This window comes from Sphingopyxis sp. BE235, assembly GCF_031457175.1.
Classification (GTDB): domain Bacteria; phylum Pseudomonadota; class Alphaproteobacteria; order Sphingomonadales; family Sphingomonadaceae; genus Sphingopyxis.
In genome coordinates, this window is the sequence record NZ_JAVDWC010000001.1 from 892,095 (window position 1) to 918,497 (window position 26,403).

Consider the following 26,403-nt stretch of genomic DNA (forward strand, 5'->3'; position numbering starts at 1 on the left):
TTAATTTCGTTCGTCCCAAGCTGTAATGACCCGCTCGCCCACCGCGGGGCGCAGGATCGTGATGCCGCTGTCGGCGTGGCGGGTCGGATGGACCCGGTTGGTGAGTAAGGTCCACGCAACGCCGCGCTCGAAATCGATCCACAGCCCAGTGCCGGTAAAACCCGTGTGACCGATCGTGTCGGCCGAACAGGCATCGCCGCCATGCCATCCGGCAAAGGCGTTTTCCCAGCCGCAGGTGCGATGGCGCTCATTCGCGGTGCGGACCTCGGCCAGCATCGCAGGCGACAGGATTTCCCCGGTGAGCATCGCGCGTGCGAACCCCAACACGCCGTCGACCGTGCCGAACAGCCCCGCATGCCCCGGCGCGCCGCCGAGCGCATAGGCATTTTCGTCGTGGACCTCGCCCTTCATCACGCGCCCGCGCCAGCTGCAATTTTCGGTAGCGACCGCCGGGCCGGGCGGCGGGCCGAAACCGAGTCCCTCGCCGAGCGGCCAGTCCGACAGCGCGGCGCCGGTCAGGCGCTCGATCGCGATGCCGAGCAGGATGAAGTTGATGTCCGAATAGACGGGCGGCCCGTGGCGCCATTCGCGCTGCAGGACAAAGGCGCGCAGCCGCGCCGGATCGTCGCCATAGGTGTAGATGGGCTCGACCGCGGGCAGGAAGGTCCTGTGCATCAGGCAGTCGCGAAAGGTCAGCCGGCGTTCGGCAGCGCCCGCGACGTCATATTGGCGGAGATCGGGGATCGCATCGGTCAGCGGCCGGTCGAGGTCGAGGCGTCCCTGTTCGGCGAGTTTCATGATGATCGTGGTCGTCGCGATCACCTTGCTGAGCGAGGCGAGGTCGAACCAGTGATTGCGAGTCAGCGCCTCGCGCTCGGGGACAAGCGCGGCCATTCCGGCGAAGCGCACCGCGCGCTCGCCGTCGGCGGACACGATCCCCAGCGCAGCGCCGGGAATGCGGCCGCTTTCGACCGCTTCGAGCGCGGGCGCGAATGCCGTTTCGCAAATCGCCTCGATCGTCATGTCGGCACGCGGCCCTTCACCCGCACGATGATGGGTAGCAGGAAGATCGCGGCAAAGCTCAGCGCGCCCGAAAGCAGGAAGAAGCCGTCATAGCCGATCTCAGTCTGCATCGAGCCCGACGCGCCCGCGAGCAGGCGCGGCAGCAGGAAGGCGAAGCCCGAGAGCAGCGCATATTGTGCGCCCGGATATTTCGGGCTCACCAGCATCGAAAGATAGACGACGAACACCGCACCCGCGAACCCGTTGCCGAACTGGTCGACCGCGACCGAGGTATAGAGGACAAAGGCCGACGGCTCGCTGTGCCACAGCCAGACATAAATCCAGTTGCCCGCCGCGGCGGTCACCGCGCCGATCCCGAGCGTCCAGCCGAGCGACAGCCGCGTCGACAGAAAGCCGCCGAGTGCGACGCCGAGCATGCTTGCGGACAGCGCGACGACGCCATCGGCAATGCCGATCTGGTGCAGGCTGTAACCCTTGTCGTTCCACAGCGGGTGCGACAGCGTCAGCGTGAGTACGTCGCCCATGCGATAGAGCGAGACGAAGGCGAGCACCGCGAGCACGGGCGTGCCATAACGCCAGAACAGTTCGACATAAGGCGCGGCGAAGGTCGATACGTTCGAAAGGGCATCGGCGGGGAGGCGGCGGATGCGCGGCAAGGCGAGCGCCAGCGCGACGAAGGGCAGCAAGGCGATCGCCAGCACGACCGGCGTGACATTGGTCTTCGCCGAAATGCCCGCACCCTGCGCCGCCGAGAGCAGCGCCCAGCCGACCACAGCGGTGACGAGCGTCGCGGCAAGTATGACGAACAGGCTGGCGAGCGTGCCCGCAACGAGCGCCTGCCCCCGGCCCCCGGTGCCTTCCTGGTCGGGCCGCATCGCCGCGAGGATCGGGAAAGGCAGGAAGGCGGCGACGGCAATGACCAGATAGGCCCAGGTCCAGTCGGCCCACGCCGCGACAAGGATCGCGCCGCTCCCCGCCGCGACCATCGCGCTGCGATAACCCCACAGGTTCGCGGCGACGATCGGCGCCTGTTCGGCCTGCGTCGGCGCAAGCTCGATGCGCCAGCCGTCGGCGGCGACCTCCAATGTCGTCGTCCAGAAAGCGAGCACGACCGCGAACAGCGCGGTGAGCGGCAGGCTCTTGTCGCTCGAGGTGAAGGCCATCGCGACCATCGAGAGGAAAATACCGAGCTGCGACAACATGATCCACCCGCGCCGGCGTCCCCAGAAACGGGAAAATCCGGGCACGTCGTATCGCTCGATCAGCGGCGCCCAGGCGAATTTGAACGTGGGCAGCAGCGCGATCCACGCGAAGAAGCCGATGATCACGATATCGACGCCGTGCCGCGCGAGGCGCAGCGTCAGCACCGCGTTGAACATGTAGAAAGGCAGCCCCGCCGAAAAGCCGAGCAGCAGGTAGAGGCCGAGCAGGCGCCGTGCCGATGGCTTGGCGGGCGGGTCGCCCGCCAGAACGCCGACAACGGCCTCGGCGGCCGCCGCGGTCACGCCTTTTCCTCGGGCTCGACGGCGTTTTCCCAGCGCGCGACGACGCTGGTGACCGTGAGGTTCGCACTCGCGCTTGCGACGGTGCGCGTCATGTCGAGCAGCCGGTCAAAGGGCAGGACGAAGCCGACGACGAGCGCGGTCTGTTCGGGCGAAACTCCGACCGCCGAAAGCACGGCGGCCAGCATGAACAGCGACGCCGACGGGATCGGCGCCGTGCCAAACGCGGCGAGCGCGCCGGTCAGCAGGACGATCGCCAGCATCGGCAGGTCGGGTTCGACCCCGACCGCCTGCAGCGCGAAAATGCTGAGCAGCCCGACATACATCGCGGTGCCGTCCTTGCCGATGCTTGCGCCGATCGGCAGCACGGTCTTGGCGACCCCGGGGGCGATCCGCAGATCCTCGAGCGCGATGCGCAGCGCGACGGGGAGGGTCGCGGCGGAGGAGGCGGTCGAAAAGGCGACCGCCAGCGCGTCGATAATCGTGCGATAGAAACGGAGCACCGGCCGCCGCGCGACAAAGGCGATCAGCGGCAGGTGGACGAACAATATCTGCAGGACCACGCCCGCCGCGACGCCGACCGCGAGCCAGCCGATGTTGGCGAACACCGCGACGCCATTGTCGGCGACCGCTTTTGCGATCAGCGCGAGCACGCCGAAGGGAGTGATCTCCATGACGATCCGCACCAGCTGGAACAGCACTTGCCCCGCCGACTGCAGCAGGTCGGCCATCGGGCGCCCCGCTTCGCCGGCAAGGATGACGCCGAAGCCGAAGAGAATCGAAAAGAAGATGATCGCGAGCATGTCGCCGGCGACGAGCGCCTCAACGATATTGACGGGGACGATGCCGATCAATTGGTCGTGCAGCGACTTGGCCTCGCCGAGTGCGTGCGGGACGGCGCTGCCGAGCGCGGCGCCCTGTCCGGGTTCGAGCAGCAGGCCCACGATCATGCCGATCGACACCGCGCAGAAGGTGGTCGCCGCGAACAGGCCGACGGTCCGCGCGCCGACCGAGCCCAGCTTTCGCGGGTCGGCGAGCGCGGTGACGCCCGACGCGATGCTGATGAAGACGATCGGGACAACGAGCATCCGGATCACACGGACGAACAATTCGCCGATGAAGGCGATCGCGCCGGTCGCGGCAGGCCACAGGAGCCCCAGCAGCACGCCGACGACCATCGCGCCCAATACGCGTTGCCACAGCGGCACTGCGAACCAGCCGCGAAGAAACCCCGTCATCCGTCCCCCTGTTTTATCGTATCAAATGCCGCCCCAGAAACCGGGCCGCGGCGGCGCCATGATGCCGTTCGCCGCGCTGACCCCGCCCGCGCGATCCTCTGCAAGCCAGAGCGGTCCGTCAAGGTCGACGAAGCTGCTCGTCGCCGCGATGGCCCAGGCGGGTGCGATCGAGAGCGACGAACTGATCATGCAGCCCGTCATCACATCGAGCCCGCGCGTCCGCGCCGCCTGCGCCAGATCGAGCGCGGCGGTGAGCCCGCCGGTCTTGTCGAGCTTGATGTTCACGACCGCATAGCCATCGGGAAGGCTGTCGAGATCGGCCGCGACATGCACCGCCTCGTCGGCGGCAATCGGGATCGCCGAGCGGAAACCGATGAGGTCGCGGTCGGCATCGGCGGGGAGTGGCTGTTCGAGCAGGTCGATGCGCAGATCGGTCATCAGACCCTGCAGGCTGCGCACTTCGGCGATCGTCCAGCTTTCGTTGGGGTCGACGATCATTTTCGGCTTGGGCGCCGCGGCGCGGACGGCCCCCAGCTGCGCGGCGGGATCGCTGCGATCGACCTTCACCTTGACCAGCGGCGCGTCGGCGAGTGCGGCGGCAGCCACCGCCATGCGTTCGGGGGTGTCGAGGCTGACCGTCATCGCGGTGACGATCGCGCGCAGCGGCTTTTCGAGGCCCAACGCCGCCGCGAAATCGCTTCCCGCGAGCCGCAGTTCCAGATCCCACAGCGCGCAGTCGACCGCGTTGCGCGCGGCACCCGCGGGCATCAGCTGCAGCAACTCCTGCCGGCCCACGCCGCGCTCGATCGCGCCGCGCGCCGCTTCGATCGCGGCGATCGTGCTCTCGGCATTCTCACCATAGCGGGGGTAGGGGACGCATTCGCCGCGCCCGGTGACCCCATCCTGCGCGATGGCGACGGTCACGACCTCGGCGGCGGTCTTGACCCCGCGCGAGATGCGAAACGGCGTGTGCAGCGGCAGGGTTTCGCCGGCGACGGTCAGGATGCGGGGCATCGCCGGGCGATCAGACGGTTTCGGCGGTGGCGGGGGTATCGAGCAGCCGGTCGAGGATTGCCTCGACCCCGAAGCGATAGGGGTCGCTGGTCGGCAGGCCGAATTCGGCCTCGGTCGCGGCGCACAGTGCACGCGCGTCGTCCTCGGCCATCGCCGAGGTGTTGAGCGCGATGCCGACCACCTGCACATCGGCATTGGTCAGCCGCGCCACGCGCAGATTGGCCTCCAGCGTTTCGGCAATGCCGGGCAGCGGATAGTGCGGAAGGCCGCGCATGTGCGGGCGCACCGGGTCGTGACAGAGGACGAGCGCGTCGGGCTGCGCGCCGTGCAGCAGCCCCGTCGACACCCCCGCGAAGGAGGGGTGATAGAGCGAACCCTGACCCTCGATCAGGTCCCAGCCATCATCGGTGCGTGCGGGCGAAATCTGTTCGATCGCGCCCGAGATGAAATCGGCGACCACCGCGTCGAGCGGCACGCCGTCGCCCGCGATCAATATGCCGGTCTGTCCGGTCGCACGGAAATCGGCGGCCACGCCGCGCTTTTCGAGCGCGCTGGCGAGGCACAGCGTCGTGTACATCTTGCCGACCGAACAATCGGTGCCGACGGTCAGCAGCCTTTTGCCCGCGCGCGGCTTGCCGTTGCCGATCGGAATGTCGGGCCGCGGGTCGCGCACATCGTGGAGCTTGCGGCCGAGCCGCGTCGCGGCTGCAATCAGGCGCGGTTCGGCGTTCAGCCGGTGGTGGAGCCCCGATGCGATGTCGAGCCCGGCGTCCATCGCGGCGAGCGCATCGACGATCAGATCCTCACCCAGCTTGCCGCCCGCATTGGCGATGCCGAGCACCAGCGTCCGCGCACCGGCGTCGTGCGCTGCGGCGAAATCCATGCGCGGCAGGTCCAGAGTCAGCGGACAATCGTCGTGGCGATATTCGCCGATGCTGATGTCGGGCCGGAACACCGCGAGCCCGCGCGAGGTCTTGATGTCGGCGGGGTCGCTCGAGTGGCCGAGGTAGAGAAGATAGGGCGTTTCGATCATGGATCCGGGAAACCTGCGAGATGATGAGAGGCCGATATTATCCCTTGCTGCCGTAACGCCCCAATATCTAGCGCCCCATATCCTATAGCTTGACGCTATAGCCCCTCGATCACCGTCGCGAGCACCGCGAGGAACGCCGACGCCGTTCGCGATGGCGGGCGGTTCTGCAGATAGACCGCGTTGATGTCGAAGGTGATCGCGGGCTGCAGCGGCCGGCTCGATAGCCCGGGGGGCAGCGCGGCATGCGCGGTGAAATTGTCGACGATCGCCATGCCGACCCCCGCGCTTACCAACGCCGCGGCGACATAATAGGTGCGCGCCGACACAACCTCGTCCAGCTCGACCTCGAGTCGGCTGAGCTCGCTCGACAGCATCCGTCCGATCGGGCCACCCTGCACCGGGCTGATGAACTTGTGCCCGCGCAGCTCGTCGAGGTGCAGGCGCGGCGGTGCGCCGGGCATGTCCCCCTCGCGATAGATGACGACCAGCTCGCCCTCGCCGATCACCTGATGCGCGACGGGCGCCGACAAGGGCACTTCGAAACTGATCGCGATGTCGGTTTCATGCTCATAGAGTTTGCGCACCATTTCGTCGTGATGCAGCGTCTGGAGGTCGAACATGATGTCCGCATGATCGCCCATGAAGCGGGCGACGGCCTCGGGTATCGCGCCGAGCCCGAGCGAGGGAAGCGCCGAAATGCGGAGCAGCCCGCCGCGCCCGTGGCGCAAATTCTGGCACGCCTGGCGCAGCGAGCGCACGCGGTCCTGAATGTCGGAGACTTCGGCGAACAGCGTGTGCGCGTCCTGCGTCGGGATCAGCCGCCCTTTCGACCGTTCGAACAGGGTCAGGCCGATCGAGCGTTCGGCGTGGCGCAGCACCTTGGTCACCGACGGCTGCGACACGTTGAGCGACCGCGCCGCGGCGCTGACCGTGCCGTGCAGGAAGACCGCGTGGAATATCTCGATCTGGCGCAGGTTCATCCCGTTACGATCCCGAAGTTGCGACACCGGGGCGTGCGATTGCCCCTTGTTTTGGCCGGATATTGTTGTGGCTTTGATCTCTATGCCATCGGGTTATAGGGGGTGCAACAACGCTGTCTGGACGCGGGACGTGCAATCGAGACATCTTCGTCCCTGATAAAAGCTCCATGGAAGGATCACGCCGATGCCCCAACCGCTTGCTTCGCTTTCGGTTCGCCGCACGATCGGTTCGCTGTCGGTGGCCGCAGCGCTGCTCTGCGTGGGCGGAGCGGCGGCGAAGGCGGATCAGACGGTCGATGTGATCATCCGCGGCGGTACGATTTACGACGGCGGGGAGGGCAAGCCCTTTGTCGGCGATGTCGCGATCCGCGGCGACCAGATCGTCTATGTTGGCAAGTCGGGCCGCCATAAGGCGGGCAAGGTCATCGACGCCAAGGGCATGATCGTCGCGCCGGGTTTCATCGATCCGCACACCCATGCCGACAGCTTCATCCGTTCGCCCGACAAGGCGGTGCGCGTCAATGCGGCGTGGCTCAATCAGGGCGCGACCACCGTGATGATCGGGGTCGACGGGTCGGGTACGCCCGATGTTGCGGAGGATGCCGGCAAGCTCGCGGCATCGGGGATCGGCACCAATATCGTTCCGTTCGTCGGGTTCGGCCCGGTCCGCCAGCGCGTGCTCGGTCAGGATGCGCGCGCGCCGAGCCCTGCGGAGCTCGACCGGATGAAGGCGCTGGTGGCCAAGGGCATGTGCGAAGGCGCCGTCGGTCTGTCGACCGGCCTCTTCTATGCGCCGCAAAGCTTCTCGACCACGGGCGAGGTCGTCGAGGTGGCGCGCGAGGCGGCGCGCCGCGGCGGCGTCTACGACACCCACCAGCGCGACGAATCGAGCTACAGCATCGGCCTGCTCGGGTCGGTGCAGGAAGCGATCGACATCGGGCGGCAGGCGGGAATGCCCGTCCATTTCGCGCATCTGAAAGCGCTTGGCGTCGATGTGCATGGACAGGCGGGCGCGGTGATCGACGCGATCGACGCCGCGCGCAAGTCGGGGGTCGATGTGACCGCCGACCAATATCCCTGGCTGGCGTCGGGATCGAGCCTCGATGCGTCGCTGCTGCCGCGCTGGGCGGTCGACGGCGGCGGGCCGGCCTTGCTGAAGCGGCTCGATGATCCCGCGACGCTGGAACGGATTCGCGGCGAGATGCAGGAGAATCTTCGCCGGCGCGGCGGCGCGAGTGCGCTGCTGCTCATCGCGCAGGGCTTTCCCTGGACCGGCCAGACGCTCGAACAGGTAGCAGGCACGTGGAAGCTCGACAGCCGCGACGCCGCGCTGCGCATCATCCGGCAGAGCATCGAAGCGGGCGAACAGAAGAGCGGCGGCACCGCGGTCGCGTCGTTCAACATGGCGCAGGCCGACGTCGACCTGCTGATGAAGCAGCCGTGGATGGTGACATCGTCCGACGGCTCGGACGGCCATCCGCGCATGTTCGCGACCTTTCCCGAAAAATATGTGCGCTATGTCCGCGAGCGGAAGGTCATCGACCTCGCTACCTTCATCCGCCAGTCGACGGGGCGCACCGCCGACATCTACAAGCTCGACCGGCGCGGCTATCTGCGTCCCGGCTATTTCGCCGATATACTCGTCTTCAACCCCGACCAATATGCCCCGCGCGCCGATTATGTGCGCCCGCGCGAGCTGAGCGTCGGTGTCCGCAAATTGTTCGTCAACGGCGCGCTGGCGGTCGACGACGGCCGGACGACCGGCGTCGCCGCGGGCCGCGCTTTGCTGCGGCCCCGTCCGGCCGGATGCCCATAGCCGACAACCACGCTTCAACCTGATCGCTGCACAGCCTTAGCGCCCGTCATTGACAGGAGGGCGTTGCTCCGCTTTATCTAAATTCGAATTATTAAAGCGCCTATGCTTTATGAATCGAATCTGTTTGGCGGGGGGCGCCGGGCATTCGGATCAGTTTGAAGGACAATCCAGCGATGGCCCTTAATCTTCCGGGTCTTGACCGGCGGCAACCGACGAAAAATGGTCCAGAGGCGCGCGACGCGCGGCTGACGCTCAGCCTCTCGGGCACCAATCTGGAGCGCGCGGGCGACTATAATCAGCGGATCGTGCTGCAGGCTATTCGCCTGACCGACGAAACGACGCGCAGCGACCTGGCGCGCGTCACCGGGTTGACGCCGCCGACGATCGTCAACATCACCAAACGGCTGATCGACCTGGGGCTCGTCAAGCCGGCGGGACGGCTGCAGGGCAAGCGCGGCCAGCCCGCGATGCGGATCGTGATCGATCCCGACGGCGCCTTTTCGATCGGGCTCAACATCGACCGCGATCATATCACGCTGGTGACGCTCGACCTCGCGGGCAAGATTCGCAGCCGCCACACGCGCGAGATCGCGTTCGCGCTGCCGGGAACGGTGGTCGATCATGTCCGCGATATATTGCCCGGGCTGCTGGAAGAGGGCGGCGTCGATCGGGGGCGCATCCTTGGCGTCGGGGTTGCGCTGCCCGACGATCTCGGGCGGATTTCGCTGCCGCACCGACCGACCGAATATGACGCGTGGGACGATATCGACTTGGGCGCGCTGCTCGGCGAAGTGCTCCCCTGGCCGCTCCACGCCGACAATGATGCCGCGTCGGCGGCGCTTGGCGAGGTTCATCTGGGCAACGGCATCGCGCTGCCGAGCTTCTTTTACCTGCTGATCAGCGCGGGCCTCGGTGGCGGGCTGGTGATCGATCGCAGCTATGTTCGCGGCGCCGATTCGCGGTCGGGCGAGATCTGGGCGCTGCCCGATCCCGCGCGCGGCGAGGGGGCGAATGTGCAGGACACGGTTTCGCTGTCGGCGCTTTACGCCCGGTTGGAAGCGGCAGGGCATGTCGTCGACGGGCCCGAGGCGCTGATCGACGGCCCGGCGGCGCAGGAGGCGGTGATCGTCCAATGGCTCGACGATGCCGCCGACGTGCTGGTCCAGCCGCTGATTGCGGTCAATTGCCTGATCAATCCGGCCGCGATCCTCATCGGCGGGCGGCTTCCGGGCAAATTGGTCGACGCGCTTGTCGAACGGCTCAATGCGCGGATGGCGGGGCGCAAGCTTCCCGTGGTGGCGCCGGTGCGACGCGCCGAGGCGGCCGACGATGCGTCGGCGATCGGCGCCGCGATCATCCCGTTCCTCGACAATGTCCTGCCGTCCGAATCGATCCTGATGCAGGCGGGGCGCTGACGCTTTACTCGATCCGCTCTGCCATCTCGTCGAGGTCGACGCCCCGCGTTTCGGGGAAGATCGCCGCGACGACGACGAACTGGACGACCATCGCGGCGGCGAAGATCGCGAACGGCGCTCCCGGCGACCACGCCACCAATATCGGGAAGATACCGGCGATCAGCGCGTTCATCAGCCAGTGCGTGCTCGCGCCAAGCGCGCTGCCGCGCGCGCGGACGGGGGTCGGGAATATCTCCGAAATATAAACCCAGATGACCGCGCCCTGGCTCGTCGCGAAGAAGGCGATGAAACCGATGAGCGCGGGGAGCATCAGGCCGTTGTCGAGCGCGCCGTAAAGGACCCCTGCGGCGGCGGCGAGGCATAATGTCATGCCCGCCGCCCCTGCGAGCAGAAGCGTCTTGCGCCCGATCCGGTCGATCAGCGCCATGCCGACGAGGGTGAACACCAGATTGGCGATGCCGATCAGCACCGCCTGGCGGTCGGGCGACAGCGACCCCGCGCGCGCGAAGATGTCGTTCAGATAATAGAGCACCGCGTTGATGCCCGCGAGCTGGTTGAACATCGCGACGAGGATCACGAGCATCATCGGGCGGCGATGGCGGCGCCACGACAGCTTCTCGCCCGGCGGGTCGCGTTCGAGCGCCTGCTCGACGCGGCGGAGTTCGGCTTCGGCGGCATCGGGCGCGGTGCCGATCCGCGTCAGCGCGATGCCCGCTTCGTCCCGGCGTCCCTTGGAGACGAGCCAGCGCGGGCTGTTGGGGATCGCGAACAGCAGAACGAAGAACAGCAGGGCGGGGGCGGCGGTGACGCCCAGCTTCCACCGCCATGCCGCGTCGCCGCCGACCAGCCCCGCGATCGTCGCGTTGCTCAGATAGGCGACGAGAATGCCGGTCACGATCATCAGCTGGAACAGGCCGACGAGGAACCCGCGGTGCCGCGGCGGCGCGATCTCTGCGATATAGACGGGCGCGAGCACCGACGAGCCGCCGATCGCGAGCCCGCACATGAAACGGAAGATAAGGAAAGCCGGCCAGCTCGATGCCAGCGCGCAGCCGATTCCCGCGATGAAATAAAAGGCGGCGAGGATCCGCAGGCTGTCGCGGCTGCCGAACGCATCGCCGGGCTTGCCCGCGAACAGCGCGCCGACGAGGGTGCCCCAGAGCGCGGCCGATACGGTGATGCCGAGCGTTTCGGGGGTGAGCGCGAAGAGATGGGTGAGGTCACCCGTCACCCCTGCGATCACCGCGGTATCGAATCCGAAGAGAAGACCCGCGAGGGCCGCCGTCCCGATCGCGGCGGCCAAAGTACCGCGACCTCCCGTGCCGCGCCCTCCCGGACGTTGCGGTGCGCCGGGCACCCGAAATGCTTCGCTGTCGTGCTTGCCTGTCATCCACTCTCTCCGACGGATCGGGCATCGGCGCCCGTCCTGATTGCCTGCAGACATGCCACAACGGCGATTTCGATCAAATAAATTAATTTTCATTATTATCTTGACGAGGGGCGTCCGGCCGGGGCAGTTTTTGCAAACCAGACCCGGAACGGCGGCTGGGAAACAGGGAGAGGTTTGTGCCGGCGAAATTGCTTGCGACCCATCGCGTGGAAAAGCCCTGGGGGCGCCACCAGCTGTGGGGGCCGTTTCGCGATTCGCCCGCGGGCGGCGAGCCCGTCGGCGAAATCTGGTTCCAGGCGCCCGGCGACAGCACGCCCGACCTCCTGATCAAATATCTCTTCACCAGCGAAAAACTGTCGGTGCAGGTCCATCCGAACGATGAGCAAGCGCATGCGCGCGGGCTGCCGCGCGGCAAGGACGAATGCTGGCTGATCCTGGGCGCCGCGCCCGATTCGACGATCGCGCTGGGAACGAAGGCGCCGGTCGATGCGGCCGTGCTGCGCGAGGCCGCGCTCGACGGCAGCATCGAACAATTGCTCGACTGGAAACCCGTGAAGGCAGGCGATTTCTTCTACGTCCCCTCGGGCACGGTGCATGCGATCGGCGCGGGTCTGACGCTGATCGAGGTGCAGCAGAACAGCGAGACGACGTACCGCCTCTATGACTATGGGCGCCCGCGCGAGCTGCATCTGGAGGACGGCATCGCGGTGTCCGATCCGCAGCCCTATGCCGCCCATCCGTCACCGGGCCGCATTGCCGACGACCGCAATATCCTCGTCGACGGGCCGAAGTTCGTGCTCGAGCGGCTGGCTGGCGGTGCGCGCACGATCGACCTCCCAGATAGCGTCACCGCCTGGCTGATCCCGGTCACGGGCAAGGGCGTTGTCGATGGCGTCGCTTTCGCGGCGGGCGAATGCCTCGCGCTTACCGGCTCGGTGCAGATCGACGCCGAGGCCGGGGCCGACCTGTTGCTTGCCTATCCGGGCGCGGAGAAATTCGCATGACCGCCAGCCGATCGGGCACCGCCTGGACCTTCGCCTATGTCACCATGCTCTTCTTCGTCTGGGGCGCGGTGACGGCGGTCAACGACATTTTGATCCCCGCGGTGAAGGCGATCTTCGCGCTCAGCGATACCGAAAGCTTCCTCACCCAATTCGCCTTCTTCATGGCCTATGGCGTCGTCTCGCTGCCTGCGGCGGCGATCATGGGGCGGCTCGGTGCGGCCAATTCGATCATCGTGGCGCTCGCGACGATGATCGCCGGCTGCCTGATCATGCCGCTGGCGACCGTCGTGCGCGAATATTCGATCGTGCTCGTCGGCCTGTTCGTGATCGCGTCGGGGATTACGCTGCTGCAGGTCGCGGCGAACCCGCTGTCGGCATCGCTCGGCCGTCCCGAACGCTCGCATTTCCGGCTGGTCTTGAGCCAGGCGTTCAATTCGTTCGGCACCGTTATCGCGCCCTATCTCGCGGCGCGGACGTTGCTGCAGGGCGGATTGTTCGAAGACGGGCCGGTGACCGAGGCGAAGATCGCCTATTCGCTCGGCCGGATCGACGTCGCTTATGTCTTCATTGCCGCAGTGATCGCGGTGCTCGCGATGTTCCTTTACCGCGTCCGCCACGAGATCACCGCGGCCGCGCCGCCGGTCGAAACAGGCGCGCGCGTGTCGAGCGCCTTCGCATCGCCGTGGGCGCTCGCCGGCGCGCTCGCGATCTTCCTCTATGTCGGAGCCGAGGTAGCGATCGGCAGCGCGATGGTCAATTTCCTCGAACAGCCCGATGTGTTCGCGATCAGCGCGGTACAGGCGGGCAGCTTCGTCAGCCTCTATTGGCTCGGCGCGATGATCGGGCGCTTTATCGGCTCGGGTCTCCTCTACAAGCTGCCCGCGGGTCCGCTCCTCGCGGTCGCGGCGGTCGCCGCGGCGCTGCTCTGCCTGACGATCAGCCAGATCAGCGGGCCGGCGGCGGGCGTGCTCGCGATCTCGGTCGGGCTGTTCAACTCGATCATGTTCCCCGTGATCTTCTCGCTGACGATCGAGCGTTCGACCGCGCCCGCGTCGGCGACGTCGGGGCTGCTCTGCATGGCGATCGTCGGCGGCGCGCTCGTGCCGCTCGTCTTCGCGCAGGTCGCCGACGCGAGCGGCAGCCGCTTCCTCGCCTTTCTGGTGCCGATGGCCTGTTACCTCGTCATCGCGCTGTTCGGCTGGCGCGCGGCGCGGGAGCCGGCGCGGACGACCAGCTTCGCAACTTCGCTGCACTGACCACGCAATCAACGAAAATATTCAGGGAAGAGGGTCGCAATGGATATCGACAGGAATGTGAACTGCGGGTGGAAATTTGGCGCCATGCTGGCGTCGTCGGCGGCGATATTGCCGCTCATGCTCGCCTTATCGCCCGTGGCGGCGCAGCCAAAAGCCGGTCAGTCGCCGGTCGATCTCGCCAACCCGCTCGTCGGCACCGCGCCGCTCGACGATCCCGCGGTGATCGGCAATGCGCCGCCGCCGGGCGAGCCTGTCTATTCGGGGCAGACCTCGCCGGGCGCGCGCCTGCCGCACGGCTCGGTCGAAGCGGCGCCGGTGAACAATAATATCGAGCTTCTCTATCCGAACGGCGTCCCCGTTCCCTATTATTACACCAACCCGACGATGATCGGCTTCACCGGCGGCGGCGGCTCGACCTATGGCGGCGGCGCCGAGCCGTTCATCATGCCGGTGGTCGGCGACTGGTCGCCGCCGCCCGCCTACAGCCAGTCCTATTATGACAAGTCGCGCGAAAAGGCGTCGCCGGGCTATTATTCGGTCTATCTCGACAGCTTTCGCACGCAGGCCGAACTGACCGCGACGCGCTGGGCGAGCGTCATGCGCTTCACCTTCCCCGCGAGCGAGCGGTCGAACATCATCGTCAACCTGCCGCGCCACGGCGGCTCGGTCGAGGTCGTCGGCGACCGCATCATACGCGGCATATCGAACGACAAGGACAGCGCCGACGGCGGCTATTTCGTCGCCGAATTCTCGAAGCCCTTCGCCGCGCTCGGCACCTTCCGCAAATCGCCGGGCGACAATGCGGGCTGGGGCATCGGCACCAGCGATGTGAAACCCGGCGGGCGCGAAATGACGGGCAGCTATGCCGGCAGCTATGTGACCTTCAAGACGAAAGCCGGCGAGCAGGTGCTGGTGAAGATGGCGCATGGCACCAGCTATGAGCAGGCCGCGCAGCGGCTCGCCGCCGAAGTGCCGGGATGGGATTTCGACGGCGTCCATGCGGCGGCGCGCGATACCTGGGCGCAGCTGCTGGGTCGCGTCCGCGTGACCGGCGGCACCGACAAGCAGCGGGGGCTCTTCTACTCGACCCTGTTCCAGTCCTTCGCCTCGCCGCGCCTGATCGCGCAGACGGGCGAGAAATTCGCCGACACCAACGGCAAGGTCCAGACCGCGACGCACGACCGTTATGGGCCGGTGCCCTTCTGGGACACGGGGCGCAACCAGATCGTGCTGCTCGAACTGATGGAGCCCGAGGCGGTCAAGAATATCATGGCGTCCGAACTCGCGATGGCGCGCGAGAAGGGCTATATGAACACCTCGTTCCACGGCGACAATGCGGTGTTCCTGTTCCTCGGCGCGTGGGAACGCGGCATCGAATTCGATTACGAGGCCGCGTACGAATATCTGCGCAAGAATGCGACCGACCCGAAGGGGCCGCGCGGCTATCTCGCCGAATATATGGAGCAGGGGTGGATTTCGGACATCGTGCCCGATCATAATCCCAGCCCGCCCTACGCCGGCGGCAAGGCGGGCGCGGACAAGACGCTCGAATATGCGTGGGACGATTATGCGCTCGCGCTCTACGCGAAAAAGCTCGGCAAGGACGCCGACCACAAGATGTTCCTGAAGCGCGCGGGCAACTATGCCAACGTCTTCGACAAATCGATCGGCTTCATCCGCGGGCGTACCGCCGACGGCAAGTGGATCGCGCCCTTCGATCCCGCCGAACCCTATTATAATTTCATGATGAAGGAGGCATCGGGCTGGTCGACCTTGTGGCTCGTCCCGCACGACGTGCAGGGGCTGATCGGCCTCCTCGGCGGGCGCGACGCGTTCAATGCCAAACTCGACGAGTTTTTCACCAAGCCCTATAATCCGACGGGCATCTGCCGCGACTGCACCGGCGTGATCGGCCAATATGTCCACGGCAACCAGCCCGACCAGCAAGCGCCCTATTATTACAACTGGAGCGGCCAGCCGTGGAAGACGCAGGCGCTGGTGCGCCAGATCCTCGACAAGACCTATGCCAGCGATGCCGCGGGTTACGGCTATCCGGGGATGGACGATCAGGGCGCGACCTCGTCGTGGTACGCCTTGAGCGCGCTCGGCTTTTACCCGGTCGACCCGTCAAGCCAGGATTATATCATCGGCAGCCCGGTGTTCGACGACGCCAGCCTCGACATGGGCAATGGCAAGACGCTGCGGATCGTCGCGAACAATAATTCGGCGACCAATGTCTACATCCAGTCGGCGACGCTCAACGGCAAGCCGTGGAACAAGCCGTGGTTCCGCCACGACGACGTCAAGGACGGCGCGACCTTCGTTTTCACGATGGGCGCCAAGCCGAACAAGGCGTGGGGCGCCGCGCCCGATGCCGCGCCGCCGTCGATGTCGCGAAAGCGCTAACCAGCCCCTCGCCCCCGCCACCCCGCGGGGGCGCGAGCCCAGGACCCGCCATCCCCCTCTGGTCCTGGGCTCCCCTAATCAACAGGACAGATATCATGCGCAGCCTTTTGATCACCGCATCCCTTCTCGCTCTCGCGCCGGTCGCAGCGCAAGCCCAGACCGCCGCATCGCCGCCTGCGGGTGACGCGGTCTACACCAGCGACCTGATGACGCGCTGGGGCAAGGAGGTGACCCCAGAAAACGCCTGGCGCCTCTACCCGCGCCCGCAGATGGTGCGCGAGCGCTGGGTCAATTTGAACGGCCTGTGGGACTATGCGATCGCCCCCAAGGCGGCCGAACGGCCGGCGGCGATGGACGGCCAGATCCTCGTGCCTTTCCCGGTCGAATCGAAGCTGTCGCGCGTTGCGCGCAAGGTCACGCCCGACGACCGCGTCTGGTATCGCCGCAGCTTCACCGTCCCCGCCGACTGGCGCGGACAGAATGTCATGCTCAATTTCGGCGCGGTCGATTATGAAGCGACGGTGCGCGTCAACGGGTCGGTCGTCGGATCGCACAAGGGTGGCTTCGACGCCTTCGGCTTCGACATCAGCCCCTATCTGAAAGCGGGCGCGAACGAGCTGGTCGTCGAAGTCACCGACCCGACGAGCGCGGGCACGCAGCCGCGCGGCAAGCAGATCCTCGACCCTGCGGGCATCTGGTACACCGCGGTCAGCGGCATCTGGCAGACGGTGTGGATCGAGCCAGTGCCGAAGCTCCATATCGCCGAGGTGCGCGCGACCCCCGACATCGACCGCGGCACCGTCGACGTCGCCGTCGCGCTCTCGGGCTGGGCGAACGACAATGACGCAGTGCGGCTGACCGCGAGCGCGAAGGGCAAGGTCATCGCCTCGACGATCATTCGCGCGAACCGGCAGGCGACGCTCGCGATCCCGAACGCGCACCTCTGGTCGCCCGACGATCCCCACCTCTACGATCTCAAGGCCGAGCTGGTGACGATCGCCGATCCCTATGCGGGCGAAGCCGAGCGCGACCGCAAAGCCTATGACTCGCGCTTCACCGACCATGAGAGCCGCGTCTATGCGAAGGCGAAAGTTCAGGGCGCGCCGCGCGACAGCGTCGCCGCCTATTTCGCGATGCGCAAGGTCTCGGTCGGCCCCGGCCGCGTCGCGGGGCAGCCCGCGATATTGCTCAACAACAAACCTTTGTTCCAGCACGGCACGCTCGATCAGGGCTGGTGGCCCGACGGGCTTTATACGCCGCCGTCGGAAGAGGCGATGAAGAGCGACATCGTCTTCCTGAAAAAGGCGGGGTTCAACATGCTGCGCAAGCATATCAAGGTCGAACCCGCACGCTATTATCACGACGCCGACCGGCTCGGCATGCTGATCTGGCAGGACATGCCCTCGGGCGGCGGCGAGGATCAATATCTCGCCGGCACCAGCCAGTATCAGGCGATCTTCCCGTCGGAAACGCTCGCCGAGCAGCAGAAACAATTGTCCGAGATGATCGGCGAGTTGCGCGCCTTCCCCTCGATCGTGACATGGGTCGTGAACAATGAGGGGTGGGGCCAATATGATTCGGCGACGCTGACGCGTTTCGTGAAGGGGATCGATCCGACGCGGCTGGTCGACGCCAATTCGGGCTGGCTCGACGTCGCGCCGAAGGATTCCGACATGCTCGACATCCACACCTATGAGGATGTGCCGAAGACGCCGCCGCTGCAGGCCGACCGCGCGATCGTGCTCGGCGAATATGGCGGGGTCGGTTTCCCCGTGCCGGGGCATATCTGGAAACCGGGCAAAGGCAATTGGAGCTATCAGGTCGCGCAGGACGAGAAGGAATATCTCGTCCGCTTCCGCCGCAAGATGGAAGGCGTGATCCGGCAGGCGAAGGAGAATGGCCTCAGCGCGTCGGTCTACACCCAGACGACCGACGTCGAGGACGAGATCAACGGGCTGCTGACCTATGACCGCGCGGTGCCGAAGGCATCGGCGGAGGCGTTGGCGGAGATCGCCGCGCCGCTTTGGAAGACTCCGACTCCGGACTGACCCGGAGCGGGCGAAAGCATGATGGCACCTGCCGTCCCCGGAGTCGGGGATGGCGGGCGCGGTGGTCTGCGGCCGCGAGTCTATATCCACGCAAAACTGCGAAAAATTGTGTCTTTATGACGAGTCCGTAACGATTCATCGCGTCCCGCCACCGGCTCGAAAAATTTATTTTGACAAATTGTTTTTTATATTCTGATAGAGGCTCAACGGGTCCGATGATCCGCTGCTCGGCGACTCCGAAAGCGCCGAATAACGAGTGGGGGCGAGCAGCCCCTCGAACAGGGAGGTCGATGTGATGAAGGCAGGACAAATCCATTCAGCGAAAGCGGCGCGGCGCGCGGCGCTGATCCGCGAACTGATGCTGGGCGCGGGCACGCTCGCAGCGCTGTGCAGCGCCGGACAGGCTTATGCGCAGGCCGCGCCCGCACCGGCGCCGCAGCCGCCGGCGGATGAAGCGGCAGAGGCGGCATCGGGCGATGCGATCGTCGTCACCGGCTATCGCAAGTCGATCGAGCAGAGCCTCGAACAGAAGCGCGAAGCCAACTCGCTGATCGAAGTCATCACCGCCGAAGACATCGGCAAATTCCCCGACAAGAACGTCGCCGACGCGCTGCAGCGCGTCCCCGGTGTGATCATCACCCGCGACGGCGGCGAGGGCAGCCGCGTCAGCATTCGTGGTCTCCAGTCGGACCTGACGCTCACCCTGCTCAACGGCAATTTCATCGCCGGCGCCGACAGCGGCGATCCGTCGCGCTCGTTCAACTATGTCCTGCTGCCGTCGAACTTTATCGCCAGCACCGAAGTGTACAAGTCTGCCGAAGCGCGGCTTGAGGAAGGCGGCGTCGGCGGCACGGTGATCCTCAACACCCGCCGTCCGTTCGACCTGCCGGCCTGGTCGGGCTTCGTCTCGGCCGAGGGCACCTATTCGGACACGACCAAGAAATTCGATCCACAGATTGCCGGCCAGATTTCATGGAAAGACCCCGAAGAGCGGCTCGGTTTCCTGATCGGTGCGACCTATCAGGAACGTTCGAACCGCGAGCTGCGCGGCTCGACCGAAACCTGGCGCTGGTGGAGCGACCGCGCCCCGAACGGCGACATCATCACCCCCGCGACCGACGTCAACGGCAATCCGTTCGAGAATGACGACGCGATTTCCTATTGGCCGGGCACGGGCGTGACGGGGCAGGACGGCAAGCATTATTCGGGCTATTGGGCGCCGCAGTCGGTGAACGCCGAAGTCTTTTCGCAGCAGCGCAAGCGTCTCGGCATCCAGGCGACCGCGCAGATGCGCCCGATCGAAAACCTGACCGTCACCGCCAATTATTTCCGCTTCGATTACAAGAGCAACTGGCAGAGCAATGTGCTGAAGATCCCCGAATGGGGTTATGGCAATTTCTTCACCGGACCGACCTTTGACGAGAGCGGCACGATCTTCCAGTCGGCGAATTTCCAGGTGCCCGCCGCGGGAACCGGCTGCCTTACCCGGCCGACACCCTGCACGATGGAAACGCCGCAGATTGCGGGTTCTTACAGCCGCGAAAAGCAGGTTTCGAACACGTTCGAGACCGAGGTCGCCTGGAATCAGGACAATTTCGACGCGGTGCTGAAATTCGGCAAGACGAAGGCGACCGGCGGTCCGTCGATGCGCTTCGGCGTCGCTGTGAAGCCGCGCCTGACGATCCCCGGGCAGGAGCAGAACGGCAATTTCCTGAGCGCGTGGGATTTCACCGGCGGCAATCTCAACATGGAATTCTCGCCCGAGCTGCAGGAAAATATCAAGAACGGCATTGCGCAGATTGACGTCGGCTCGACCGGGTCGGGCTTCACCAACAGCGCGATCTCGCAGCGTTATGCGCAGCTCGATCTTGTCCGCCGCTTCGACAGCTTTTTGAGCGCGTTCCGCGTCGGCGGCAAGTGGCGCGAGATGAGCATCCACCGCGAAACCGGCCGCAATGAATGGTACGCCGATCCGGCGACCAAGCGGCGCTATCAGGACACGCCCGAGGGCGCGGTCGCGCGGCCCGAATATTTCTATGACAATCCGATCGGCAACATCGCCGGCGGGTTCGATGCAAGCTCGTTCCCGGGCATCAATTTCAGCAATTATCTCGACTATATCAACGACACCTATGGCCCCTCGGTGCGGGTGCCCGAGCCGAACAACACCTATGACCTCAAGGAAAAGGTGTTCGCCGGCTATGTGCAGGCCGATTTCGAGGCTGGTCCGCTGCGCGGCAACATCGGTGTCCGCGTCGCGCACACGAAGCAGTCGGGCCTGACCTCGGATCGTCTGCAATTCCTCAACGATTATTGCGTCGACGGCCCGGGCGGACCGTTCGATCCGAATGTGCCGCTCGCTCCCGACGGCAATTGCCAGGTGCGGCCGCTTGCCGAGCGCGAAGTGATCGTCAACACGCAGATCGATCAGTCGAAGAGCTACACCGACTGGCTCCCCAGCCTGAACGTCGTCTATGAAGTCACCCCCGACATCGTCGTCCGCGGTGCGGTCGCCAAGGTGATCGCGCGCCCTTCGTTCAACGACCTCGGCTCGCAGCGTTCGCTCACCTATCGTTCGGCGGCTTACGCCTTCGACCGCGGCCAGTTCGGCGAGTTCGAGGGCTGGTCGGGCAGCGGCGGCAACGCCGATCTCCAGCCCTTCTCGGCGTGGCAATACGACCTGGGCGTCGAATGGTATTTCAAGCGCGGTTCGGTGCTCGGTGCCGGTGTGTTCCGCAAGGAAGTCTCGGACTTCGTCGTGCCGCTCGTGCTCGACGTGACGCGCGAAGTGAACGGCGAGCAGGTGCTGATCCAGCCCTATTCGACGGTCGCCAACGGTTCGAACGCGGTGTCGCAAGGCGTTGAAGTCTATGCCCAGCACACGTTGGACTTCGGCCTCGGGGCGCAGGTGAACTTCACCTATAACGACACCTCGGTCGCCGACATCACGCTTGACGGCGAAACCGTCGGCAAGTCGGCGCTGGTCGGCAGCGCGAAGACGCAGGTCAACGCGTCGGTCTTCTACGAAACCGACAAGTTCCTCGTCCGCGCCTCATACAACCGCCGCGGCGAAGTCGTCGGCGGGCTCCAGTCGGGCCTCAACGTCTACACCGACCCCTATGAACAGGTCGACATCAACGCCTCGTACGAGCTGATGGACGGGCTGATGCTCACCGCTTCGGTCATCAACCTGACCAAATCGGAAGAGCGCCAGCACCTTGGTAACGACACCAAGGACCGCTTCGTCCGCAGCAACTATTTCGGCCGCCGCGCTTACGTTGGCGTTTCGTACAAGTTCTGATGGGGCCCATACCCCAGCTCTCCCCCTTGGGTGGCTCCGCAAGGAGCCACCCACCTCTTTCCGGGCGAGCGGGTATGACTATGGTAATGAGCGAAACGGGGAGCGACGCAGGGTGCGTGTCGGGTTGAAATTGCTGGTTTTCGGTGCCGCGCTGCTGACGGGCGGCTCCGCTACGGCAGAGAATCCGATCGTTCCCGGCTGGTACGCCGATCCCGAAATTCGTGTTTTCGGCGACCGTTACTGGATCTATCCGACCTATTCGGACCATGGCGAGACGCCCGATCTCTCGCAGCATTTCAACGAGCAGCAGCAGAAGCTGCGCGAGCAGAAGACGGTTCGCCCGTCCTATCATTTCCAGACCTTCTTCAACGTCTTTTCATCGCCCGACCTCGTCCACTGGACGAAGCATAGCCACGCCCTCGACGTCGAGAATGTCGCCTGGGCGGCCTATGCCGTGTGGGCGCCGTCAGCGATCGAGAAGGACGGCAAATATTATCTCTTCTTCGGTGCGAACGACATCCAGTCGGACGACCAGTTCGGCGGTATCGGCGTCGCGGTCAGCGACCGCCCCGAGGGGCCGTTCAAGGATGCGATCGGCAAGCCGCTGATCGACGCCTTCCACAATGGCGCGCAGCCGATCGACCAGTTCGTCTTTCGCGACGATGATGGGCAGCATTATCTCTATTATGGCGGCTGGAAGCATTGCAACGTCGTGCGCCTCGGCGACGATCTGACCTCGATCGAGCCCTTTGCCGACGGCACGACCTACAAGGAAATCACGCCCCCCGGCTATGTCGAGGGCTCGTTCATGGTGAAGCGCAAAGGCGTCTATTATCTGATGTGGTCGGAGGGCGGCTGGACCGGCCCCGACTATTCGGTCGCCTATGCGATGGGACCGTCGCCGACCGGGCCGTTCAAGCCGATGGGCAAGATTCTGAGCCAGGATTTCAAGATCGCGCGCGGCGCGGGGCATCATTCGGTGGTCAATGTGCCGGGCACCGACGACTGGTATATCGTCTATCATCGCCGTCCGCTCGATCAGCAGAGCGGCGAGCGCCGCCAGCTCGCGATCGACCGCATGACCTTCAACGCCGACGGCACGATCGCTCCGGTGATAATGACAAATAAGGGCGTCGCAGCGCGCCCGCTGCCGGCACGAACGGCGAACAGGGGAGAGACGAAGTGAAGACGATCCGCAAGACGATGCTGAGCGCCGCCGCAAGCGCGCTCGTGCTCACCAGCGTCGGGACGCCGGTGGCGCTCGCGCAATCGAGCGCGAACCAGACCGCGCTCGTCGATTATGTCAATCCGCTGATGGGCACCGATTCGAGCTATCGCCTGTCGTACGGCAACACCTATCCCGCGGTCGCGGTGCCGTTCGGCATGAACAGCTGGACCCCGGTGACCGGCGAGCCCGGCAGCGGCTGGGGCTACACCTATGATGGCGAGAAGATCAGCGGCATCAAGCAGACGCACCAGCCGAGCCCGTGGATGAACGATTATGCCGCTTTCGCGCTGATGGCGGAAACCGGCCCGGTGAAGGTCAAGCAGCAGGAACGCGGCAGCTGGTTCAGCCACAAGGCCGAGGTCGCGCGCCCCTATTCGTACAAAGTCTATCTCGCCGACTATGATGTGACCGCCGAGGTCGCGCCGACGACACGCGCCGCGCAGTTCCGCTTCACCTTCCCCGAAAGCGATGACGCGCACATCCTGCTCGATGGCCTCGCGGGCGGATCGATGGTCAAGGTCGACGTCAAGAACCGCCGCATCACCGGCTATGTCCGCAACAACAACGGCGGCGTGCCCGACAATTTCCACAATTATTTCGTCGCCGAATTCGACCGCGACTTCACGCTCGCGCGCACCTGGGCCGGCGACAACGCGCCGACGAACGAACTGGCGCGCGAGGGCGATCATGTCGGCGCGGTGCTGAGCTTCAAGACGAAGAAGGGCGACAAGGTCCATGTCCGCGTCGCCTCGTCGTTCATCAGCCCCGAACAGGCGTTGCTGAACCTGCGCAGCGAAATCGGCAGCGACAGCTTCGATGCGACGCAGGCGAAGGCGAAGGCAGCGTGGGAGAAGGAACTGTCGCGCATCCGCGTGAACGATCCCGACCCCGAAAAGGTCCGTACCTTCTATTCGTCGCTCTACCGGATGCTGCAATTCCCGCGCGTCTTCTATGAAAAGGACGCGAACGGAAAGATCGTCCACTACAGCCCGTACGACGGCAAGGTCCACGACGGCTATATGTTCACCGACAATGGTTTCTGGGACACGTGGCGCGCGGTCTTCCCCTTCTTCGCGTTGATGTACCCCGACCTCGACAGCCAGATCATGCAGGGGCTGGTCAACACCTATAAGGAAGGCGGCTGGCTGCCCGAATGGGCGAGCCCCGGCTATCGCAACGTGATGATCGGGTCGAACTCGGCGAACCTGATCGCCGACGCCTATTTCAACGGCGTGCGCGGTTTCGACGTCGAGACGCTCTATGAAGCGATGATCAAGAATGCGACGACGAGCGAGGGCCGGCCCAAGGACAAGGCGGGCAAGGTCATCGCCGCGGTCGGGCGCGAGGGCGCCGAATATTACAACCGGCTCGGCTATGTCCCTTACGACGTCGGCATCAACGAAAATGCCGCGCGGACGCTCGAATATGCGACTGCGGACTTCTCGATCGCGCAGCTCGCAACTTTGCTCGGCAAGGAAGCCGATGCGAAGAAATATACCGAGCGCGCGCTCAATTACCGCAAGCTCTATGACAAACAGAGCGGCTGGATCCGCGGCCGCAACCAGGATGGTTCGTGGTCGACGCCGTTCAACCCCTACAAGTGGGGCGACGCCTTCACCGAGGGTAACGCGCTCCATTACAGCTGGGCGGTGATGCAGGACGTCCAGGGGCTGATGAACCTGATGGGCGGGCGGCAGAAATTCGTCGAGCGGCTCGACGCGATCTTCACCACCGCGCCGATCTTCGACGAAAGCTATTATGGTCAGGTGATCCACGAGATCCGCGAGATGCAGATCGTCGACATGGGCCAATATGCCCATGGCAACCAGCCGATCCAGCACATGCCCTATCTCTACAATTGGGCGGGTGCGCCGTGGAAGACGCAGCATCATGTGCGCGACATCATGGCAAAGCTCTATTCGTCGGCGCCCGATGGTTATCCGGGCGACGAGGATAACGGCCAGACCTCGGCCTGGTATGTCTTCTCGGCTTTGGGCTTCTATCCGGTCGCCTCGGCAACGGGCGAATATGCGATCGGCAGCCCGCTGTTCCAGAAGGCGGTGCTGACGATGCCGAACGGCAAGACGCTGACGATCAACGCCGCGAACAACAGCAATGCGAACGTCTATCTCCAGTCGGTCGCGCTCGGCGGGAAGCCGCAGAGCAAGACCTATTTCACCCACGGCGCTTTGTCGCAGGGCGGCACGGTCGACTTCGTGATGGGCGCCAAACCCAACAAGCAATGGGGCACCGCCCCCGCCGATGCGCCCTTCTCGATCAGCGTGGCTTCCAAATGATTTCGGAGATGAGCATGACCCCCAACCGCCGCGAGATCATGGCCGGTGCCGGCGCACTGGCGCTGGCGGCCGCGATGCCCACCGCCGCACGCGCCGCCGGTGCCTTCACCAGCAAGCGCCCGGCGCCCGCCCAGCGCGCCTTCACCAGCCCCGCGATCGAGGCCGAGATTTCGCGCGTGAAGGCGAAGATCGCCGACCCCGAACTCGCCTGGCTGTTCGAGAATTGCTACCCGAACACGCTCGACACGACGGTGCAGACGGGCACGCTCGACGGCCGCCCCGATACCTTCGTCATCACCGGCGATATCGAGGCAATGTGGCTGCGCGACAGCTCGGCGCAGGTGCAGCCCTATATCCACCTCGTCGCGAAGGACGCGAAGCTCAAGCGCCTGTTCCAGGGGCTGATCCAGCGGCAGGCGCGCTGCATCCTGATCGACCCTTACGCCAATGCGTTCGACAAGGACCCGACCGCGCCGTCGAAGCTCGAATGGTCGCAGACCGACAAGACCGAGATGAAGCCGGGGGTCGCCGAGCGGAAATGGGAAATCGACTCGCTCTGCTACGCGATGCGCCTGTCCCACGAATATTGGACGCGCACGAAGGACAAGGCGCCGTTCGACGACACATGGTCGCGCGCGATGAAGCTCGCGGTCGCGACCTTCCGCGAACAGCAGCGCAAGGACGGCCCCGGCCCGTACAGCTTCCAGCGCCCCGCGCTCCAGCCCACCGACAGCGTGATGCTGAGCGGTTATGGCGCACCGACGAAGAAGGTCGGGCTGATCCACTCGATGTTCCGCCCGTCGGACGATGCGTGCCTCTATCCTTTCCTGATCCCGTCGAACCTGTTCGCGGTGTCGGTGCTGCGCAAGATCGCGGCCGTTCACCGCGAGGCGCGTGGCGACAATGCCGCAGCGACCGAAGCCGAAGCGCTCGCTGCCGAGGTCGACGCCGCGCTAAAGGCGCACGCGCTGATCGACGACGGCAAGGGCGGTCAGGTCTGGGCCTATGAGATCGACGGCTTCGGCAACTGGGTGTTCATGGACGACGCCAATGTGCCGAGCCTGTCGGGGCTGCCGCTGATAGACGTCGTCGACAAGAACGACCCGATCTTCCTTCGCACCGCGGCGCTCGCCTGGTCCGACCGCAACCCCTATTTCTTCAAGGGCACGGCGGCCGAAGGGATCGGCGGCCCGCATATCGGCCTCGACATGATCTGGCCGATGTCGATCATCACCCGCGCGATGAACGCCGACGACGATGCGACGATCCTGCAATGCCTGCGCTGGCTCAAGACGACGCACGGCGGCACCGGCTTCATGCACGAAAGCTTCCACAAGGACGATCCGAAGAACTTCACGCGGAGCTGGTTCGCGTGGGCGAACGCGCTGTTCGGCCAGCTGATCGTCGAGGTCGCCGACAAGCGCCCGGCACTGCTGGCGCGGCCGCTGTGAT

17 protein-coding genes are annotated in these 26,403 nt (G+C 65.4%); 10 read left to right on the forward strand and 7 right to left on the reverse strand.

Going from position 1 to position 26,403, the window contains the following annotated elements; genetic code table 11:
• The 6 genes from J2X38_RS04325 to J2X38_RS04350 form a co-directional block, all read right to left on the reverse strand.
• Positions 1–1,023, reverse strand: a complete 1,023-nt coding sequence (locus tag J2X38_RS04325) for a serine hydrolase domain-containing protein (RefSeq protein WP_310251663.1) — start codon at positions 1,021–1,023, stop codon at positions 1–3.
• On the reverse strand, positions 1,020–2,528 hold the full coding sequence (locus tag J2X38_RS04330) for a permease (protein WP_310251665.1): 1,509 nt from the start codon (positions 2,526–2,528) through the stop codon (positions 1,020–1,022). Before J2X38_RS04330 ends, J2X38_RS04325 begins: the two co-directional genes overlap by 4 nt.
• Positions 2,525–3,763 carry a dicarboxylate/amino acid:cation symporter gene (locus J2X38_RS04335; RefSeq protein ID WP_310251666.1) on the reverse strand — a complete coding sequence of 413 codons (1,239 nt, stop codon included), beginning with the start codon at positions 3,761–3,763 and terminating at the stop codon, positions 2,525–2,527. The genes J2X38_RS04330 and J2X38_RS04335 overlap by 4 nt, the downstream gene beginning before the upstream one ends.
• A 21-nt stretch (positions 3,764–3,784) precedes the next feature.
• Positions 3,785–4,777, reverse strand: a complete 993-nt coding sequence (gene dgcA / locus J2X38_RS04340; protein ID WP_310251668.1) for an N-acetyl-D-Glu racemase DgcA — start codon at positions 4,775–4,777, stop codon at positions 3,785–3,787.
• Between the two features lie 10 nt (positions 4,778–4,787).
• Positions 4,788–5,810 carry an N-acetyltransferase DgcN gene (gene dgcN / locus J2X38_RS04345; RefSeq protein WP_310251670.1) on the reverse strand — a complete coding sequence of 341 codons (1,023 nt, stop codon included), beginning with the start codon at positions 5,808–5,810 and terminating at the stop codon, positions 4,788–4,790.
• Between the two features lie 95 nt (positions 5,811–5,905).
• A complete protein-coding gene (locus J2X38_RS04350) occupies positions 5,906–6,790 on the reverse strand; it encodes a LysR family transcriptional regulator (RefSeq protein WP_310251673.1) in 885 nt (294 codons plus the stop codon).
• Positions 6,791–6,974: 184 nt separating this feature from the next.
• Here J2X38_RS04350 and J2X38_RS04355 point away from each other — a divergent pair, with 184 nt between their 5' ends.
• The gene (locus tag J2X38_RS04355; protein ID WP_310251675.1) at positions 6,975–8,606 is read left to right on the forward strand and encodes an amidohydrolase family protein; all 1,632 of its coding nucleotides are present in this window, start codon (positions 6,975–6,977) and stop codon (positions 8,604–8,606) included.
• Positions 8,607–8,779: 173 nt separating this feature from the next.
• A complete protein-coding gene (locus tag J2X38_RS04360) occupies positions 8,780–10,021 on the forward strand; it encodes an ROK family transcriptional regulator (protein WP_058536824.1) in 1,242 nt (413 codons plus the stop codon).
• Between the two features lie 4 nt (positions 10,022–10,025).
• On the opposite strand, the gene J2X38_RS04365 is transcribed toward J2X38_RS04360, so the two are convergent.
• A complete protein-coding gene (locus J2X38_RS04365; RefSeq protein WP_310251677.1) occupies positions 10,026–11,411 on the reverse strand; it encodes a sugar porter family MFS transporter in 1,386 nt (461 codons plus the stop codon).
• A 176-nt stretch (positions 11,412–11,587) separates the two neighbouring features.
• On the opposite strand from J2X38_RS04365, the gene J2X38_RS04370 reads away from it, so the two are divergent.
• From J2X38_RS04370 to J2X38_RS04405, 8 genes are all read left to right on the forward strand, one after another.
• Positions 11,588–12,415 carry a class I mannose-6-phosphate isomerase gene (locus J2X38_RS04370; RefSeq protein ID WP_310251680.1) on the forward strand — a complete coding sequence of 276 codons (828 nt, stop codon included), beginning with the start codon at positions 11,588–11,590 and terminating at the stop codon, positions 12,413–12,415.
• Complete coding sequence (locus J2X38_RS04375; protein WP_310251682.1) at positions 12,412–13,671, forward strand: sugar MFS transporter; 1,260 nt, start codon at positions 12,412–12,414, stop codon at positions 13,669–13,671. The genes J2X38_RS04370 and J2X38_RS04375 overlap by 4 nt, the downstream gene beginning before the upstream one ends.
• A gap of 39 nt (positions 13,672–13,710) precedes the next feature.
• Complete coding sequence (locus J2X38_RS04380) at positions 13,711–16,077, forward strand: GH92 family glycosyl hydrolase (protein WP_310251684.1); 2,367 nt, start codon at positions 13,711–13,713, stop codon at positions 16,075–16,077.
• A gap of 95 nt (positions 16,078–16,172) precedes the next feature.
• Complete coding sequence (locus J2X38_RS04385; RefSeq protein WP_310251686.1) at positions 16,173–18,125, forward strand: sugar-binding domain-containing protein; 1,953 nt, start codon at positions 16,173–16,175, stop codon at positions 18,123–18,125.
• Between the two features lie 295 nt (positions 18,126–18,420).
• Positions 18,421–21,426: a TonB-dependent receptor gene (locus J2X38_RS04390; RefSeq protein ID WP_310252685.1), complete on the forward strand. Its 3,006-nt coding sequence runs from the start codon at positions 18,421–18,423 to the stop codon at positions 21,424–21,426.
• A gap of 112 nt (positions 21,427–21,538) precedes the next feature.
• Entirely contained in the window at positions 21,539–22,612 is a 1,074-nt protein-coding gene (locus tag J2X38_RS04395; RefSeq protein WP_310251688.1) for a glycoside hydrolase family 43 protein, read from the forward strand.
• 17 nt (positions 22,613–22,629) lie between these two features.
• Positions 22,630–24,951, forward strand: coding sequence for a GH92 family glycosyl hydrolase (locus J2X38_RS04400; protein WP_310252687.1), 2,322 nt, complete (start codon positions 22,630–22,632; stop codon positions 24,949–24,951).
• A gap of 14 nt (positions 24,952–24,965) precedes the next feature.
• Positions 24,966–26,402 carry a glycoside hydrolase family 125 protein gene (locus tag J2X38_RS04405; protein WP_310252689.1) on the forward strand — a complete coding sequence of 479 codons (1,437 nt, stop codon included), beginning with the start codon at positions 24,966–24,968 and terminating at the stop codon, positions 26,400–26,402.
• Position 26,403: the final 1 nt, after the last annotated feature.

Bases quoted from the DNA above. Each gene is read 5' to 3' on its own strand.
- J2X38_RS04380 (WP_310251684.1), top strand. From the start codon at position 13,711: ATGGATATCGACAGGAATGTGAACTGCGGGTGGAAATTTGGCGCCATG.
- J2X38_RS04385 (WP_310251686.1), top strand. From the start codon at position 16,173: ATGCGCAGCCTTTTGATCACCGCATCCCTTCTCGCTCTCGCGCCGGTC.
- J2X38_RS04360 (WP_058536824.1), top strand. From the start codon at position 8,780: ATGGCCCTTAATCTTCCGGGTCTTGACCGGCGGCAACCGACGAAAAAT.
- J2X38_RS04355 (WP_310251675.1), top strand. From the start codon at position 6,975: ATGCCCCAACCGCTTGCTTCGCTTTCGGTTCGCCGCACGATCGGTTCG.
- J2X38_RS04365 (WP_310251677.1), bottom strand. From the start codon at position 11,411: ATGACAGGCAAGCACGACAGCGAAGCATTTCGGGTGCCCGGCGCACCG.
- J2X38_RS04400 (WP_310252687.1), top strand. From the start codon at position 22,630: ATGCTGAGCGCCGCCGCAAGCGCGCTCGTGCTCACCAGCGTCGGGACG.
- J2X38_RS04325 (WP_310251663.1), bottom strand. From the start codon at position 1,023: ATGACGATCGAGGCGATTTGCGAAACGGCATTCGCGCCCGCGCTCGAA.
- J2X38_RS04375 (WP_310251682.1), top strand. From the start codon at position 12,412: ATGACCGCCAGCCGATCGGGCACCGCCTGGACCTTCGCCTATGTCACC.
- J2X38_RS04405 (WP_310252689.1), top strand. From the start codon at position 24,966: ATGACCCCCAACCGCCGCGAGATCATGGCCGGTGCCGGCGCACTGGCG.
- J2X38_RS04390 (WP_310252685.1), top strand. From the start codon at position 18,421: ATGAAGGCAGGACAAATCCATTCAGCGAAAGCGGCGCGGCGCGCGGCG.
- dgcA (WP_310251668.1), bottom strand. From the start codon at position 4,777: ATGCCCCGCATCCTGACCGTCGCCGGCGAAACCCTGCCGCTGCACACG.
- dgcN (WP_310251670.1), bottom strand. From the start codon at position 5,810: ATGATCGAAACGCCCTATCTTCTCTACCTCGGCCACTCGAGCGACCCC.
- J2X38_RS04350 (WP_310251673.1), bottom strand. From the start codon at position 6,790: ATGAACCTGCGCCAGATCGAGATATTCCACGCGGTCTTCCTGCACGGC.
- J2X38_RS04335 (WP_310251666.1), bottom strand. From the start codon at position 3,763: ATGACGGGGTTTCTTCGCGGCTGGTTCGCAGTGCCGCTGTGGCAACGC.